Here is a 13,383-nt window from a genome sequence, read left to right on the forward strand (position 1 = left end):
CCAGTTCTCCTTGGGGCTCAGGCCTGGTCGAGAGCGATGTGCAGGTTGCCGAGCCGGTCGACGGTCCCGGTCGTGCCGTGCGGGACCACGACGGTGGTGGTGGGCACCTCGATCACCGCGGGACCGCGCAGCACGTGGCCCGCGCGGAGCTTGGTGTAGTCGTAGATGGCGGTGTCGGCGTAGCCCTGGCTCGCGCCGAGGCACACCTTCCGGGTGCCGGTGAGCGCCGGGGACGCGTCCGCGGAATCCGCCTTTTCGAGTTCGGGCAGGGTCGGCGAGAACGGCAGGACGCCGGTGCCGCGGACGCGGTAGGTGATGGCCTGGATGCCGGCCTCGCGGAATCCGCTGTCCTGCCCGAAAAGCGTGGCGTAGCGGGCTTCGAAGAGATCCGCCGCCTTCGCCACGTCCTCGGCGGCCAGGTCGCCGCTGGGGATCGGGGTCGCCACCTCGGCCAGCTGCATCGTGTAGCGCATGTCGATCTCGCGCTCGATTTCGACGGCCGAGAACTGCATGCCCTGGCGTTCGAGCATCTCGCGGACCTCGGACTCGAGCTCCTCGAAGTTGCGCTGCACGCGGACCGGGTCGAGCGGAAGCGCCGCCGGGTCGGAAAGTTCCTTGGCCAGCACGATGTCCGACGAGGCGAGCCCGTACGCGGAGAACGCGGAAGCGACTTGGCCGAGCGGCACCACGACGTCCGTGGCGCCGATCTCCTGCGCGTACCGGCCGCAGTGCGCGGGGCCGGAACCGCCGAAGGCGTAGACGATGAAGTCGCGCGGGTCGTGTCCGGCCTCGACCACCGTCTTCCGCAGCAGGTCGCCGGTCTGCGCGTTCTGCACCTCGTAGATCGCCGCGGCGGCTTCTTCGACGCTCAGCCCGAGCGGTTCGGCGATGCGGGTGCGGATCGCGTCGCGCGCCAGTCCGACGTCGAGCGCGCGCCGCCCGCCCAGCAGGCCGCGTTCGGGGATGATGCCCAGCACCAGGTTCGCGTCGGTGTTGGTGGGCTCGGTGCCGCCGTTGCCGTAGCAGGCCGGGCCGGGGACCGCTTGCGCGCTGTGCGGGCCGATCTGGAGATTGCCGCCCGCGTCGATCCACGCGATCGCGCCGCCGCCGGAGCCGATGGCGTGCACCTCGAGGGTGGGCACGTTGATCGGATGGTGGTTGATGATCGTGGTCGACGACCGCACCGGTTCGCCGTCGACGACGAGCCCGGCCAGGAAGGTGGTCCCGCCCGCATCGGTGGCGATGATGTTGCGGTGGCCCAGCTGCTCGCCGAGCGACACCGCGCCGACCACGCCGCCGGTGAGCACCGAGCCGACGGTGGAGATCGCGTTGCCCGGAGCCTCGGACGCGGCGACCGCCCCGCCGTTGCTCTGCATCACCAGCAGCGGTCCGGCGAGCTTTTCCTTGCGCAGCTTGCTTTCCAGCTCGCCGAGGTAGTCGCGCAGGCCCGGGCCGACCTGGGTGCTCATGATGGTGGTCGCGTTGCGCGCGAACTCGCGGATGCGCGGGGAGACCTCGCTGGAGATCGCGACGAACAGGCCGGGGTCGATCTCGTGCGCGATCTCCCGGATCCGCTGTTCGTGCGCGGGATTGCGGAACGACCACAGCAGGGACACCGCGATCGCGGAGATGCCGTCGGCGACGAGGGCGCGCACGGCGGCGCGGACCTCGTCCTCGTTCAGCGGGACGACGACCCGGCCGTCGCGGTCGACGCGCTCGGTGACCTCCAGCGCGTGGCGCTTGCGGACCAGCCCGTGCGATTTGCTCTGCCCGATCGGGTTCTGCAGCTCCTCCGGCGCGCGCCCGAGGTAGCGGCCCTCGACGTTCATGATGTAGATCGAGTCGCGGTGGCCCTTGGTCGTCAGGAAGCCGATGTCCGGGACCTGGTTCATCACCAGCGCGTTGAGCGACGAGGTGGTGCCGTGCGCGATGTGGTGGGTGCGGGACAGCATCTCCGCCACCGGAACGCCCAGCTGCTCCGCGAGCACGCCGAGCACGTCCATCACGCCGTCCGAGTAGTCCGGCGGGGTCGAGGCGGTCTTGCCCGCGAGCACCAGGCCCTCGCCGTCGTCGAGGACGGCGTCCGTGAACGTGCCGCCGACGTCCACTCCGATTACGTATGCCATGAGCTCCGCTCTCCCTTGAGCTGAACGATTCTAGGTGACCCAGATCACTGGTTCGACTACCATGACGATTATTCGACGCTTGCGCAGAAGAAGTCAAGGGGATGTGCGCATCGCCCCCTGCCTGCGCGGACGACTTGACTGTTTTACATGAGCGTCGAATACTCGTCGTAGACGCAAGGAAGTGAAGGGACCCGCATGAGCACCCACCGGATCGGGCTCGTCGTACCGAGCAGCAACGTCACCGTCGAAACCGAGATGCCGGCCCTCCTCGCGAGGCACCCCTCCGCGGAGTTCTCGTTCCACTCGACGCGGATGCGCATGCACTCCGTCTCGCCGGCGGGCCTCGCGGCGATGAACGCCCAGCGCGAGCGATGCGTCCTGGAGATCGCGGACGCTTCGCCGGAGGTGATCCTGTACGCGTGCCTGGTGGCCATCATGGTCGGCGGCCCGGGCGAGCACCGGCGGGTCGAGTCCGCCGTCGCCGAGCAGCTCGCCACCGGCGGATCCGAGGCCCTCGTCCGGTCCAGCGCAGGTGCGCTGACCGAAGGTCTGCGCGCACTCGGCGCCCGGCGGGTCGCCTTGGTGACGCCGTATCTGAAGCCGCTCGCCCAGCAGGTCGTGGACTATCTCGAGGCCGAGGGGTTCGAGATCGCCGGCTGGCGGGCGCTGGAAGTGTCCGACAACAACGAGGTCGGCTGCATCCCCGGCGAACGGGTGATGGCGGCCGCTCGGTCGCTTGATCTGTCCGATGTGGACGCTCTGGTGCTCAGCTGCTGCGTGCAGATGCCCTCGCTCAGCCTGATCGAACCCGCCGAGCAGGAGTTCGGGATTCCCGTGCTCTCCGCCGCGACCGCCGGCGCGTACAGCATTTTGCGCAGCCTCGGCCTCGACGTCTCGATCGACGGCGCGGGCAGTCTCCTGCGCGCCCGCGCCACTGTCTGATACCGCCGGAAAGGAGAACCAGCATGTCCGAAACACACCTGGTGAAGGGCGTCGACCACGTCGCCTTCCCCACGTTCGACCCGGCCGGGACGGTCCGCTTCTACCGGGACACCCTCGGTTTCCCCGTGGTGCACTCGATCTGCGCCGCGGGCTGGGGCCCGGAGCAGCACCCGGATTTCATCCACTTCTTCTTCGACATCGGCAACAACGACCGGCTCGCGTTCTTCTACTACTTCGGGCTGGACCAGTTCGACGGCGGCCCGCAGGGCGACGTGTACGCGAAGTTCGCCGAAGACGTGCCGCTCTTCTTCATCCGCTCGCGCCACCTCGCGATCCACGTGGACAGCGAAGAGCACCTCCTGGAGTACCGCCGCCGGCTCGACGCGAGCGAGTGGCCGGTCGAAATGCAGATCCAGCACGAGACCATCGAGTCGATCTACACCCACGATCCCAACGGCTACATGGTCGAGATCACCCGGGCGCTGCGTCCGGTGACGCCGCAGGAAGACCTCGACGCGAACCTCACCATCGACGCCCTCCTCGACGTCGTGTCCGGTCCGGCGCCGTCGATGGACGCCCTGCTGGTCCGCAAGGCGGAACTCATCGTCGAGCGGTCTTCGGCGGCGGAGGTGCCCGCGCGATGACTGCCGTGTTCTTGTTGGATGTTCCCGAAAACCAGCCGATCGTGGCGGTCGCGGCCCAAGCCGACACCGTCACTGTCGACCGGGTCGGCGCGTATTTCAAACTCAGCGCACCTGGTCCGATTGTGATCGATCGCCGCGCCACCGGCTGTCGGCATGCCGTGTGGTACAGCAGCATCGCGGGCCTGCTGGACGCGAAAATCACCCAGTGGGACAAGGACGCGCTGCGGCTGGAAGCACGATGACCGCGCGACTCGGCGCTGGACGGTACATTGAGACCGCCGAAATCCCTTCTGGCACCGTCACTTCCGCCCACGAAATGACCACATTAGACGGTGCGAAAGTCTCCGGCGTGCTGCGCGCACTGCCCGGTGCCGACACCGTCGTGTCGATCATGCATCCGCGGATGGACACGACCCACCACGTCCTCGTCCCGGAGCTGGTGGCACGGGGTTTCGCGGTGTGGACGCAAGGCACGCGCTCGCCGAACAACGACCTGAACCTGATCCACGAACAGGCCCTGCTGGACGTCGCCGCCGGTCAGATTTTCCTGCGGGATAAGGGCTTCTCCGCCCGGGTCACGCTAGGCCACTCCGGCGGCGGCACCCTGTTCGCGTTCTACCACCAGCAAGCAGGACTGCCGCCAGAACGACGACTCACCGCCGCCCCGTCCGGCCGACCGGTCGACCTGGGGTCCGCAGACCTGCCCACCCCGGACGGCGCCGTGTTCCTCGCCCCGCACCCCGGCCAAGGCGCGCTGCTGCAACGGCTGATCGACCCGTCAGTCGCCGACGAGTCGGATCCGCTGTCCGTGCTCCCAGAGCTAGATCCGTTCTCGGCCGCCAACGGTTTCGCCCCTCCCCCGTCGTCTTCGGCTTATTCCGCTGACTTCATCGAGCGCTACCGCACAGCTCAGGCCGCCCGGATCGCCCGGATCGACGCGGAAGCCCGCGCCCGCGTCGCCGTCGCCGCCGAAGCCCGCGCCCGGTTCAAGACCACCCAGGACCCCGCGGACCGCCGAGCGTCCCTGGCACCCCGGGTCCTGACTGTCTACCGCACCGATGCCGACCTGCGTTTCGTCGACCTGTCCCTGGACCCGAACGAGCGCCCGTACGGCTCGCTGTTCGGCCGCCGCCCCGACCTGACCGACTACGGCCTGGTCGGCTTCGCGCGGCTGGTGACCCCGGAAGCGTGGCTGTCGACTTGGTCGGCGAACACGAGCAATGCCTCGTTCCTGCGCTGCGCGGCGGGCGTGCGGACCCCGTCGCTGTTCGTGGAACTGACCGGAGACGCGGCTTGTTTCCCTGACGACGCGAAGGCGATGGTCGCTGCGTTGGGCGCTGAGGATGTCGAGCATCGTCAGGTACCGGGGACCCATTTCGGCGGCCCGCTTCGGCCTGGCGAACCTACTGGGGCCAGTCTGGCGGCGGCGGAGATCGGCGAGTGGCTTTCGGCTCGGTTTCCGGGGTGAAGGTGCGCTCACCGCGGTGTCGCAGGGACTCCGCCGACCTCAGCGCTTCACCACAGCCCGGCGGTAATCGCGAATCCCGACGACGGTCAATGCCACCACGATCACCCCGGCTGAGCAAACCTGCGCAAGCACTATCTCGTCGAACGGAATGATGCCGTTCTTCAGCACCAAGTTCTGGACCAGCGCCAGCGCGATGCACAGGGCCAGCGCGAACGTCCATGCCGGGCGTGGTTCGGAGCGGAGCCGGAGCAGCAGGTATCCGGCTCCGGCGATCGCGCACAGCCAGACGAGCGGGGACAACCCGATGAGCCGGTCGAGGCCGCCCGGGAGCCCGAACCTGAGCGCGAGGACGGGAGCGAGGAGCAGGCTTCCGCCGATGGCCCACCACCACGGTCGCGTCGGGGGCAGCGGGGCGTCGGCGTGGAAGGCTGGCAGCAACAGCACCAGCGGGAGCCACTGCGGAGCGAAGTACGCGGCCGCTTCCGGGCTGGGATGTTTGACCAGGAACCAGATCGCGCCGGCGGTCAGGATCGTCACGGCAGCGACCCGCGCCAGGCGGCGCCAGCCGTCGACCAGCAGGACGAGCGGGATCAGCGCGGCGGCCAGCGGGATGAGCCCGGTGATCAGGCCGGACGTCAGCGCGGCGCGGAAGGTGCTCGGGTAGGGGCCCGAGAGGGTGAGGAGCGTCCAGAGCGTGTTGCTGACGTTGCAGGCCGATTTGAGCACGTCCCAGAGCAGGCCGAGGAGCGCGACCTGCCGGACGAGATCACCGAGGGCGACTGTTCGGGCGGGTGCGGCCCGGGCTGCCAACCGGGTGCGGACGCCCAGCGCCAGCACCGCCCACAGTTCGCTCCACAGCGCCTTGCGATCCTGCTCGTCATGCAGGTCGAGCAGGGCTCCGACCATCTCCTCGCCTCGGTCGGCGCGGTACCAGGCCGGGAGGACGCGGACCAGGGCGCGGTACTTCGTCTCGGTGCCGGTCATGCTCGTGCTTCCGCTGTGTACGGGCTTGGCACCATGCTCCACATATATCCTAGGACGATATATAGCGGCGTACGTTGCTTCGTCGGCCGCGAAACTTCGCCGAAGCGGCGTTGCGGCTGCTCAGGGGCAAGGCGGAGCGGTTCTTTGCGGTCTCGATGTCGATCCTTTACCCAGCACCGGCCAGTCCTGCTCCTCGCTGGCGATTACCTGATCCGCTACGTCGCCACCTCCGGTGAATCGACCGACGGTCTGCAGGTCATCCTCTGCGCCGACATCTCGAACGCCGAAGACCCGCAGCGCTGCCCGGCGTCATTCGTCGATGCGGCCCGAAGTTTATGAGCCTGGGTTACGCCGTCTCCGCGGATCGCCGCAGCACGACTCAGCGACAGACTGGATACCCTCTTCAACGAAGAAGCCACAGCGTGGGAGCTAAGCTATATCCGCAACAACCCAGCTTCGCGGCCGAACGTGAGATGGAGTCGCCGTTGCCCACCCCGTCAATCCCTGACCGAGACAGTGGACCGAGCGGGGCGCTTCCCCTCACGTTCGACCGGGTTTTTCGCCCGTGGCGCTATGCCGTCAGCCATTCGGAACTTCGGTTGCGCACCGTCGACACCGAAGCCGGCGACCTGATCGAAGCCGCCTTCTTCGGGGTGGTCGGGATGAAACTCAAATCCCTCTAATCAGTCCCTGACCATAGACTACGCAGACCGTGCGCAGACCGCGGAAATACTGCAGTTCGCAGACATCAAAGAGAAGTCCGCCCATCACGTGCGATGTTTGACACTGCACTCGACCGGCGACAGCGGATTCATCGCATGCCTCAGTTTTGTCGTCAGATCCTATCTCCCTGGATCCGGCCCCGACCGCACCGGCAATTCTGCTTTGATCGCGAGGAGCAATCGATAAGGTCCCTGTCTGACACTTCGTTAAGCCGGATGCGAAAGCCTCCTCCAGCGTGCACCCCGACGGCCCTCACTCCACCGCGGGACCGATCGGCCCGAGCACCCCGGTCTCGGTCCGGACCCCTTCTTTGAGCTCGATGAACAGGGCGTGGCTGTCGGTGTCGCCGATGTTGTGCCCGGCGTGCTGCTGAGCGGCCAGCCAGCCGACCTTGCCCGCGGTCAGCTCCAGGTCGTGCGTGCTGTCGTCGGCGGCGTACATCCGGCGGCGGAACGAACTGAGCACCACCAGCACGCTGTCGGGATGGGCGTGGCGGGTGGTGCGGTCGCCGGGCTTGTCGGTGTATTCGAGCACGCGGACGCGCTCGTTCTCGAACACCACGTGGTAGTGCTCCGGGTTGGTGACAGCGGGATCCAGGGCGGTTGCCGCATCGATGGTCATGACTGCCTCACCGAGAAGGTTCGAGGTCCGCCCGGCGGGCGCCGGACGTGCGGCCCGGCCGCCGTCGCGGCGGGTACCGCAACGGAGGATTTTATTGCACGCATGCGTGCATGTAAATGGGTAGACTGGACGCATGCCTCGCCGTTATTCAATGCAGACCCGGCACCGCGCCAGCGAAGAAGCGCGGACCCGCATCTTCGACGCGACCCTGGACGCCCTGGTCGCCTCGGGCGGGCAGCAGGTCACCATGCAGGAGATCGCCGAACGGGCCGACGTGGCGCTGCGCACCCTCTACAACCACTTCTCCAGCCGCGACGAACTGCTGACCGCGGCGTTCGACCACCACACGGCGCAAACCCGTGCGGCCGTCGAGGATCTCGGCTTGCCCGACGCCGCGCCCGAGCATCAGCTGCAGCACATCATCAAGGCGTACTACTCCCGCTACGAGCAGATGGGCCCGCGCCTCACCGTCCTGCTCGCCCAGCAGGACGCACCGGAACTGGACGAGCAGATCCGCGCGATCCGCCGATGGCGGCGCACCCTCCTGAACAGCATCGTCGAACGCGCCCACCGGGACGGCAGACTCGCGGTCTCCGCGTCGGCCGCCCTCGCGCTGGCCTACACCCTCACCAGCCACGCCGGCTGGCAAACCCTGCTCGACACCTTCGACGGCGACACGGCATCAGCTGCGCGCGCCGCGACCGAGGCGTTAACCTCCGCGCTGTTCCACCAGCAGCCCAGCGTCGATCATTGACCTGACCGAGGAGCACCTCATGGCAACCGGAGCCGATCGGACCGCGTTCGGGCCGATGGTCATCGTCGCCGCCGACCAGCACGAGGCCCGGCCGCTCATCGACGACCCGTGGGCCCGCCGCCTCCTGCCCGCCAGCGGGAGGCTCGCCGCCGCGCTGACGAAATACCGGCCGATCCGGCGGGCGCTGATCGCCCCGACCGAGAAGAAGATCCCCGGCCTGTGGGCGAGCATGCTGTGCCGCAAACGGTATGTCGACGATGCCCTCCGCGCGGCTCTCGACGAGGGCGGGATCGAGGCGGTGGTCATCCTCGGCGCGGGCTTCGACACGCGCGCCTGCCGCCTGCCCGCGCTCGCGAAGATCCCGGTCTACGAGGTCGATCTGCCCGCCAACATCGACCGCAAACGCACCGCGCTCACCAAGGCGCTCGGCCGCGTCCCCGCCAACCTGACGCAGGTGCCGGTCGACTTCAACACCGAAAACCTCGCCGACGCCCTCGCCCGGCACGGCTACCTCCCCGGTCGGACTTTCTTCGTCTGGGAGGCAGTCACCCAATACCTCACCGAGGACGGCGTCCGCCGCACGTTCGACTTCCTGGCCACCGCGGCCGCGGGCAGCCGCCTGGTGTTCACCTTTGTCCGCAAGGACTTCCTCGACGGCACCCGCCTTTACGGCGCCGAAGCCGCCTACACCGAGTTCGTTCGCAAGCGGCCGCTCTGGCGCTTCGGCCTGGCCCCCGACCGCGTCGAAGCGTTCCTCGCCGAATACGGCTGGCACGAACGAGAACAAGCCGGACCGGAGGAATTCACCGCCCGGTATCTGCGGCCCGCCGGACGGGACCTGCCGGTGTCGGAGATAGAACGCTCGGTGCTGGCCGAGTTCACCGGCTGATCCCGCCTGTGGAATTCGCTCAGGTCAGATGGTCGAATTCCCCGCTGACCCAACGGATATGCGCGTCGGCGGAACGATGCACGACCGCCTTGGCGTCCGCGTCGATGGTGTCGCCGCCGAGCGTGTACAGCCGGTCGTAGGACCAGCCGTCCAGCCGGTCCACGATCCGCCGTACCACCGCGGCGGACAGCGGGATGTGCTTCGGGAAATTGCGCTGGAACGACACCCAATTCGGCACCAGACCGCCGCTGATCGAGTCGCCGGAGAGGATCGTGCCGTCGTGGGTGCGCAGCACGGCACTGCCCAGCATGTGCCCGCCGACCTGGATCAACTCGACCCCCGGCACCGGCTCGGCGTGCCCGGTCCAGAACTCGAGTACAGGATCGGTACGGCCCAGCCATTCGCGGCCCGCGGCGTTCACCAGCACCGGGACCCGCCCGAACGCGTGACTCCAGCTGACCTGGGCGGCGAACATGTGCGGATGACTGGTCGCGATGGCGGCGACCTCGCCGAGCGCCCGAACCGCGGCGAGCGTGTCCGGCTCGATGGAAGTCGGCGGATCCCACAACACGTTCCCCCGCGCGGTCCGCACGACGAACGACCACTGCCCGATCCCCACCACCGGTTCCCGCCGCAGACTGTGCACCCCGCGGCCGTGGTCCCGCTCCCGCACCACGTGCGGTTCGGCGGCAAGCTGTTCGTGAGTGCGCCAACTCCCCGAATGCGGGCCCAGGTCGCCGCGCTCCTCGATGCCGACCTCGCCGCGGTCCAGCACGCAGTGCGGGGGTTCCGGAGAGCCGGGTTGTTCGATGCCGCATCGGTCGCAGATCCACAATGTCATGATCGAGATTCTTGAACCTCGACCATGGTGGAGGTCAACCTCCGATCGACGAACCACGCCGGTTGCTCCCCCGACCTGGCTCGCGAGCTACCGACCGTCCGACGAATCCTCCAGCGCCGCAATCATTCCCGCCAGCGCGCCGAGGCTGACGGTCCGGACCTGGTCGCGGGTGAGGCGGTCGTGTTCGAGCCATTCCAGGCACAGGGTGTGCACGAACATCAGCCAGGACGTGAGCGCCGCGGACATGGTGGCGCGCTGTGCGCCGCTGAGGCCGGTGGCGGCGAGCATGACGTCGTGCATGGCCCGGTGGTCGCCCAGCACGATGGCTTGCACGACGGGGTCGCCGGCGAGATCGCGGTTGGCGGCCAGCACGGTGTGGCGGTTGGCCGCGAAGTAGTCCATGTGCGCGTCGAGGCCGGCGGCGATCTGGTCGGTCAGCGGCAGGTCGGGCTCGATCCGGATCTCGGCCTGCAACTGCTCGGCGGCGCGCTGGTAGATCGCCGCGAACAGGACGCTCTTCTTCGGGAAATGCCGGTACAGCAGGGCGCGGGAGACCCCGGCGCGTTCGGCGACGCGGTCCATCTGCACCTGCTCGTAGGGCAGTTCGGCGAACAGCTGCGCGCCGATGTCGAGGAGTTCGGCACGGCGCTGGTCCGGAGCGAGACGGCGGCGAGGCGGCATCGCCCCACCTTAGTTGACGCGCGTCCACTAGCGCGGTTACGCTTCGGCGGCTTAGTAGACGCGTGTGTACTAACGGCGCGCATCCGGGACCGGGAGGCGATCATGAAGGCCGTATTGCGGTGGTATCTCGTCGTTTTCGGGATCGCCTGCGCGCTGATCGCGCTGGCGCACATCCTGATCGGGCCGAGCACGATCATCGGCGCGAACACCCCGAACGCCACCCTCGACGGCGATCTGCGGTTCTCGATGCTGCTGTTCCTCGCCTACGGGATCGCCTGCGTGTGGGCCGCCCGGGACCTGGACCGGCACGCCGGCCTGATCCACCTCCTCATGCTGGTGTTCTTCGCCGGCGGGCTGGTGCGCTTGCTGACCGTGGCCTACTCCGGCTGGCCGCACTGGTTCTACGTCGCGATGCTGGTTGTCGAACTCGTCACGCCCCTGATTTATTCGCCCCTGCTGCAGAAAGCCACCGGACGCCCGGCGACCGCGGACCTCGCGGCATTGACGCGGTAGAGCTTCTCGTTGCGAACAAAGGAAAACATCATGCTGGCCGGTTTCATCGCTTACCACTATCCGCATCCGCATTACCGCGACGAGTTCTTCCGGCGCGTGGAAGGCGTTGCCCGGGTTTTCCGCAGTGCACCGGGGTTTCTGTCGGCGGATTGCTGGCTCACCGCAGACGGGGAAACCATCGTGTGCGTTGCCAAAGCCGAATCTCGCGAAGCGCTCGAAGCCGCCATAGCCCTGCGCCATTCGCCACAGACCCGGCTCGCGCTCGACGCGGAGTTCGGCGAAGCGCCACCCGGCGTCGTCGACGGCACGAACACCGAACTGTTCGCGCGCCCGCATCTGGTGCACCAACTCGTGTCGCGGTAAATCCGGCTCGTTTCCCGGTCAACGGTGAGGAAAATCGTGATGAATGCGCATGAACCCGCTCGCACCGAGGTTTTGGTAGTCGGAGCCGGTCCGGCCGGAATGGCGGCAGCGGCCTCCCTGTCCGATCAGGGCGTCGAAACGATGGTCGTGGACAAACAGGCCGAAATGATGAACACCTCACGGGCAGCGGTCGTACATGCCCGCACCCTCGAGGTGCTCGAGGAAATCGGCGTCACCGAGGAACTCGTGGCACGCGGCATCCGCGTCTCGAAATTCACTGTGCGCGAGCATGATCGCGTGCTGCTGCACATCGATTTCGACCAACTGCCCAGCGAGGTGACCGCGTTGGCGCAGGACCCCGCAGGCGTCACCGTCACCCTCGCCACCGGCGAGCAGATCCGGGCCGGATACGTCATCGGCGCCGACGGGATGCACAGTCTCGTCCGCGAGCAGGCCGGCATCACGTTCCACGGCGACAGCTACCCGCAGTCGTTCGTCCTCGCCGACGTCGTCCTGACCGGCGACGTGACCGACGCGGAAGTCCGGCTCTACTTCGCCCCCGAGGGAGTCACCGTGCTAGCGCCCCTGCCCGGCGGCCGGCACCGAATCGTGGCGACGGTCGACGACGCGCCGCCGCACCCCGACCGTTCCCAGGTACAGGCGTTGCTGGACACCCGCGGTCCGCGGACCGGTTCGATCGACGTGACCGATCTGGGCTGGAGTTCGCGGTTCCGCGTGCACCACCGCCTGGCTGACCGCTACCGCGCCGGACGCGTCTTCCTCGCCGGCGACGCCGCGCACGTCCACAGCCCGGCCGGCGGCCAGGGCATGAACACCGGCATCCAAGACGCACTGGACCTGGCCCGCCGACTGGGCGCGGTGCTACGCGACGGCGCCCCAGACAGCACCCTGGACGGCTACGAAGCCGAGCGACGTCCGGTCGCCGAGGAAATCGTGGCGTTCACCGACAAAATGACCCGCGCCGCCACCCTCGGCAGCCCCGCGCTGCGGGCCATCCGCAACACCGCGATGCGCACGCTGGACTGGCTGCCCGCGGTCCATCGCAAGATGGCGCTGACGCTGTCCGAACTCAAAACCGGCCACTGACCCCCGCGAGTTACTTGAGGCGCAACAGGTCCGGGTGGGGCTGAGAAGGCTGTGGCATCTGCTCCGCACGGAGCCGGTGGAGCTGGCCAATGGTCAGCGGAACCGAGAAATCAGCACCGTATTTCTCGCCGCGCGTCTGGTGAAACTCCAGGCCGTCCGGCGAAGTGCCCACGCCGACAGTCGCCAAGTAGACAACGTCCAATTCGTCGGCGAGCGCCAGCCAAGCGCCCGCGAAGTGCAGCACCGCCGCCTGCACGCGGACGCCGTCCACCGTCCACATCGAACGCGGCCAGCTGGACAGGTCAGCGACACGCTCGGCCAGATGCGCCTGAACAGCCTTGCGAAGAGCGGCGCGATCCGCACCGGGCGGGGTCGGTTCGATGACGTTCAGCAGCTGCCCGAGCGCCATGCCGGGCACACCCCATTCCAACGGCCCCGTACCCGCCGCGAACGCTCCGCGCGGCAAGGTGCCCACCAGCGCGGCCCGGTCTCCGGCATCGGTCCGGTGACCGAACCAGACCGGCGTCGCAGGCGAGTTTTCGATCGCCGCGACCCACTGCTTGTGCGGACCGGGAAAGTCCAGGTCGTACACCGGGTCGACAGCGGGCGCGGCCTGGTCGTCTGCGTTCATCCGCTCGGCTTTCACAGCACGAGATCCTCTCGACGGGGTGTGCACGCAGTAGAGCACGCAGGCACTGAACCGCCTCAGCCAGGAGCGAATGAGCAT

At 68.2% G+C, this 13,383-nt stretch carries 16 protein-coding genes; 10 read left to right on the plus strand and 6 right to left on the minus strand.

The window, feature by feature from the left end; all coding sequences use genetic code 11:
- Nucleotides 1–17: 17 nt before the first annotated feature.
- Nucleotides 18–2,126 carry a hydantoinase/oxoprolinase family protein gene (locus PUT80_RS38175; RefSeq protein WP_037812688.1) on the minus strand — a complete coding sequence of 703 codons (2,109 nt, stop codon included), beginning with the start codon at nt 2,124–2,126 and terminating at the stop codon, nt 18–20.
- 195 nt (nt 2,127–2,321) lie between these two features.
- On the opposite strand from PUT80_RS38175, the gene PUT80_RS38180 reads away from it, so the two are divergent.
- The 4 genes from PUT80_RS38180 (at nt 2,322) to PUT80_RS38195 (ending at nt 5,180) form a co-directional block, all read left to right on the plus strand.
- Entirely contained in the window at nt 2,322–3,068 is a 747-nt protein-coding gene (locus PUT80_RS38180; RefSeq protein WP_275295031.1) for a maleate cis-trans isomerase, read from the plus strand.
- 23 nt (nt 3,069–3,091) lie between these two features.
- Nucleotides 3,092–3,712, plus strand: a complete 621-nt coding sequence (locus PUT80_RS38185; RefSeq protein ID WP_037812693.1) for a VOC family protein — start codon at nt 3,092–3,094, stop codon at nt 3,710–3,712.
- Entirely contained in the window at nt 3,709–3,954 is a 246-nt protein-coding gene (locus PUT80_RS38190; protein ID WP_134666785.1) for a hypothetical protein, read from the plus strand. Before PUT80_RS38185 ends, PUT80_RS38190 begins: the two co-directional genes overlap by 4 nt.
- Before the next feature lie 74 nt (nt 3,955–4,028).
- Nucleotides 4,029–5,180, plus strand: a complete 1,152-nt coding sequence (locus tag PUT80_RS38195) for an alpha/beta hydrolase (RefSeq protein ID WP_343076913.1) — start codon at nt 4,029–4,031, stop codon at nt 5,178–5,180.
- 39 nt (nt 5,181–5,219) lie between these two features.
- On the opposite strand, the gene PUT80_RS38200 is transcribed toward PUT80_RS38195, so the two are convergent.
- A complete protein-coding gene (locus PUT80_RS38200; RefSeq protein WP_275295033.1) occupies nt 5,220–6,164 on the minus strand; it encodes a hypothetical protein in 945 nt (314 codons plus the stop codon).
- A 473-nt stretch (nt 6,165–6,637) separates the two neighbouring features.
- On the opposite strand from PUT80_RS38200, the gene PUT80_RS38205 reads away from it, so the two are divergent.
- A complete protein-coding gene (locus tag PUT80_RS38205) occupies nt 6,638–6,847 on the plus strand; it encodes a hypothetical protein (RefSeq protein ID WP_275295034.1) in 210 nt (69 codons plus the stop codon).
- A gap of 292 nt (nt 6,848–7,139) precedes the next feature.
- Here PUT80_RS38205 and PUT80_RS38210 read toward each other — a convergent pair whose 3' ends face one another.
- Nucleotides 7,140–7,508, minus strand: a complete 369-nt coding sequence (locus tag PUT80_RS38210; RefSeq protein ID WP_275295035.1) for a cytoplasmic protein — start codon at nt 7,506–7,508, stop codon at nt 7,140–7,142.
- Nucleotides 7,509–7,641: 133 nt separating this feature from the next.
- Here PUT80_RS38210 and PUT80_RS38215 point away from each other — a divergent pair, with 133 nt between their 5' ends.
- Entirely contained in the window at nt 7,642–8,262 is a 621-nt protein-coding gene (locus tag PUT80_RS38215) for a TetR/AcrR family transcriptional regulator (RefSeq protein WP_275295036.1), read from the plus strand.
- Between the two features lie 19 nt (nt 8,263–8,281).
- The gene (locus PUT80_RS38220; protein WP_275295037.1) at nt 8,282–9,151 is read left to right on the plus strand and encodes an SAM-dependent methyltransferase; all 870 of its coding nucleotides are present in this window, start codon (nt 8,282–8,284) and stop codon (nt 9,149–9,151) included.
- A gap of 19 nt (nt 9,152–9,170) precedes the next feature.
- Here the strand turns inward: PUT80_RS38220 and PUT80_RS38225 are convergent, their stop codons facing one another.
- Nucleotides 9,171–9,992 (minus strand): hydrolase, encoded by an 822-nt coding sequence (locus PUT80_RS38225; protein WP_275295038.1) that lies wholly within the window; start codon nt 9,990–9,992, stop codon nt 9,171–9,173.
- A gap of 87 nt (nt 9,993–10,079) precedes the next feature.
- Nucleotides 10,080–10,673, minus strand: a complete 594-nt coding sequence (locus PUT80_RS38230; RefSeq protein ID WP_275295039.1) for a TetR/AcrR family transcriptional regulator — start codon at nt 10,671–10,673, stop codon at nt 10,080–10,082.
- A 102-nt stretch (nt 10,674–10,775) separates the two neighbouring features.
- Here PUT80_RS38230 and PUT80_RS38235 point away from each other — a divergent pair, with 102 nt between their 5' ends.
- From PUT80_RS38235 to PUT80_RS38245, 3 genes are read left to right on the plus strand one after another with little or no spacing between them, the layout of a single operon-like run.
- The gene (locus PUT80_RS38235; RefSeq protein WP_037812712.1) at nt 10,776–11,186 is read left to right on the plus strand and encodes a DUF4345 domain-containing protein; all 411 of its coding nucleotides are present in this window, start codon (nt 10,776–10,778) and stop codon (nt 11,184–11,186) included.
- A 30-nt stretch (nt 11,187–11,216) separates the two neighbouring features.
- The gene (locus tag PUT80_RS38240) at nt 11,217–11,549 is read left to right on the plus strand and encodes an antibiotic biosynthesis monooxygenase (RefSeq protein WP_275295040.1); all 333 of its coding nucleotides are present in this window, start codon (nt 11,217–11,219) and stop codon (nt 11,547–11,549) included.
- A gap of 39 nt (nt 11,550–11,588) precedes the next feature.
- On the plus strand, nt 11,589–12,656 hold the full coding sequence (locus tag PUT80_RS38245) for an FAD-dependent monooxygenase (RefSeq protein WP_275295041.1): 1,068 nt from the start codon (nt 11,589–11,591) through the stop codon (nt 12,654–12,656).
- A gap of 10 nt (nt 12,657–12,666) precedes the next feature.
- Here PUT80_RS38245 and PUT80_RS38250 read toward each other — a convergent pair whose 3' ends face one another.
- Nucleotides 12,667–13,287 (minus strand): hypothetical protein, encoded by a 621-nt coding sequence (locus tag PUT80_RS38250; protein WP_275295042.1) that lies wholly within the window; start codon nt 13,285–13,287, stop codon nt 12,667–12,669.
- Nucleotides 13,288–13,383 lie beyond the last annotated feature (96 nt).

The sequence above is a fragment of the Amycolatopsis sp. La24 genome (genome assembly GCF_029087445.1).
GTDB classification, from domain to species: domain Bacteria; phylum Actinomycetota; class Actinomycetes; order Mycobacteriales; family Pseudonocardiaceae; genus Amycolatopsis; species Amycolatopsis nivea.

Coding starts and splice junctions, on each gene's coding strand:
- PUT80_RS38245 (WP_275295041.1), top strand. CDS start 11,589: ATGAATGCGCATGAACCCGCTCGCACCGAGGTTTTGGTAGTCGGAGCC.
- PUT80_RS38195 (WP_343076913.1), top strand. CDS start 4,029: ATGACCACATTAGACGGTGCGAAAGTCTCCGGCGTGCTGCGCGCACTG.
- PUT80_RS38175 (WP_037812688.1), bottom strand. CDS start 2,126: ATGGCATACGTAATCGGAGTGGACGTCGGCGGCACGTTCACGGACGCC.
- PUT80_RS38220 (WP_275295037.1), top strand. CDS start 8,282: ATGGCAACCGGAGCCGATCGGACCGCGTTCGGGCCGATGGTCATCGTC.
- PUT80_RS38230 (WP_275295039.1), bottom strand. CDS start 10,673: ATGCCGCCTCGCCGCCGTCTCGCTCCGGACCAGCGCCGTGCCGAACTC.
- PUT80_RS38205 (WP_275295034.1), top strand. CDS start 6,638: ATGGAGTCGCCGTTGCCCACCCCGTCAATCCCTGACCGAGACAGTGGA.
- PUT80_RS38250 (WP_275295042.1), bottom strand. CDS start 13,287: ATGAACGCAGACGACCAGGCCGCGCCCGCTGTCGACCCGGTGTACGAC.
- PUT80_RS38215 (WP_275295036.1), top strand. CDS start 7,642: ATGCCTCGCCGTTATTCAATGCAGACCCGGCACCGCGCCAGCGAAGAA.
- PUT80_RS38200 (WP_275295033.1), bottom strand. CDS start 6,164: ATGACCGGCACCGAGACGAAGTACCGCGCCCTGGTCCGCGTCCTCCCG.
- PUT80_RS38235 (WP_037812712.1), top strand. CDS start 10,776: ATGAAGGCCGTATTGCGGTGGTATCTCGTCGTTTTCGGGATCGCCTGC.
- PUT80_RS38210 (WP_275295035.1), bottom strand. CDS start 7,508: ATGACCATCGATGCGGCAACCGCCCTGGATCCCGCTGTCACCAACCCG.
- PUT80_RS38185 (WP_037812693.1), top strand. CDS start 3,092: ATGTCCGAAACACACCTGGTGAAGGGCGTCGACCACGTCGCCTTCCCC.
- PUT80_RS38240 (WP_275295040.1), top strand. CDS start 11,217: ATGCTGGCCGGTTTCATCGCTTACCACTATCCGCATCCGCATTACCGC.
- PUT80_RS38180 (WP_275295031.1), top strand. CDS start 2,322: ATGAGCACCCACCGGATCGGGCTCGTCGTACCGAGCAGCAACGTCACC.
- PUT80_RS38190 (WP_134666785.1), top strand. CDS start 3,709: ATGACTGCCGTGTTCTTGTTGGATGTTCCCGAAAACCAGCCGATCGTG.
- PUT80_RS38225 (WP_275295038.1), bottom strand. CDS start 9,992: ATGACATTGTGGATCTGCGACCGATGCGGCATCGAACAACCCGGCTCT.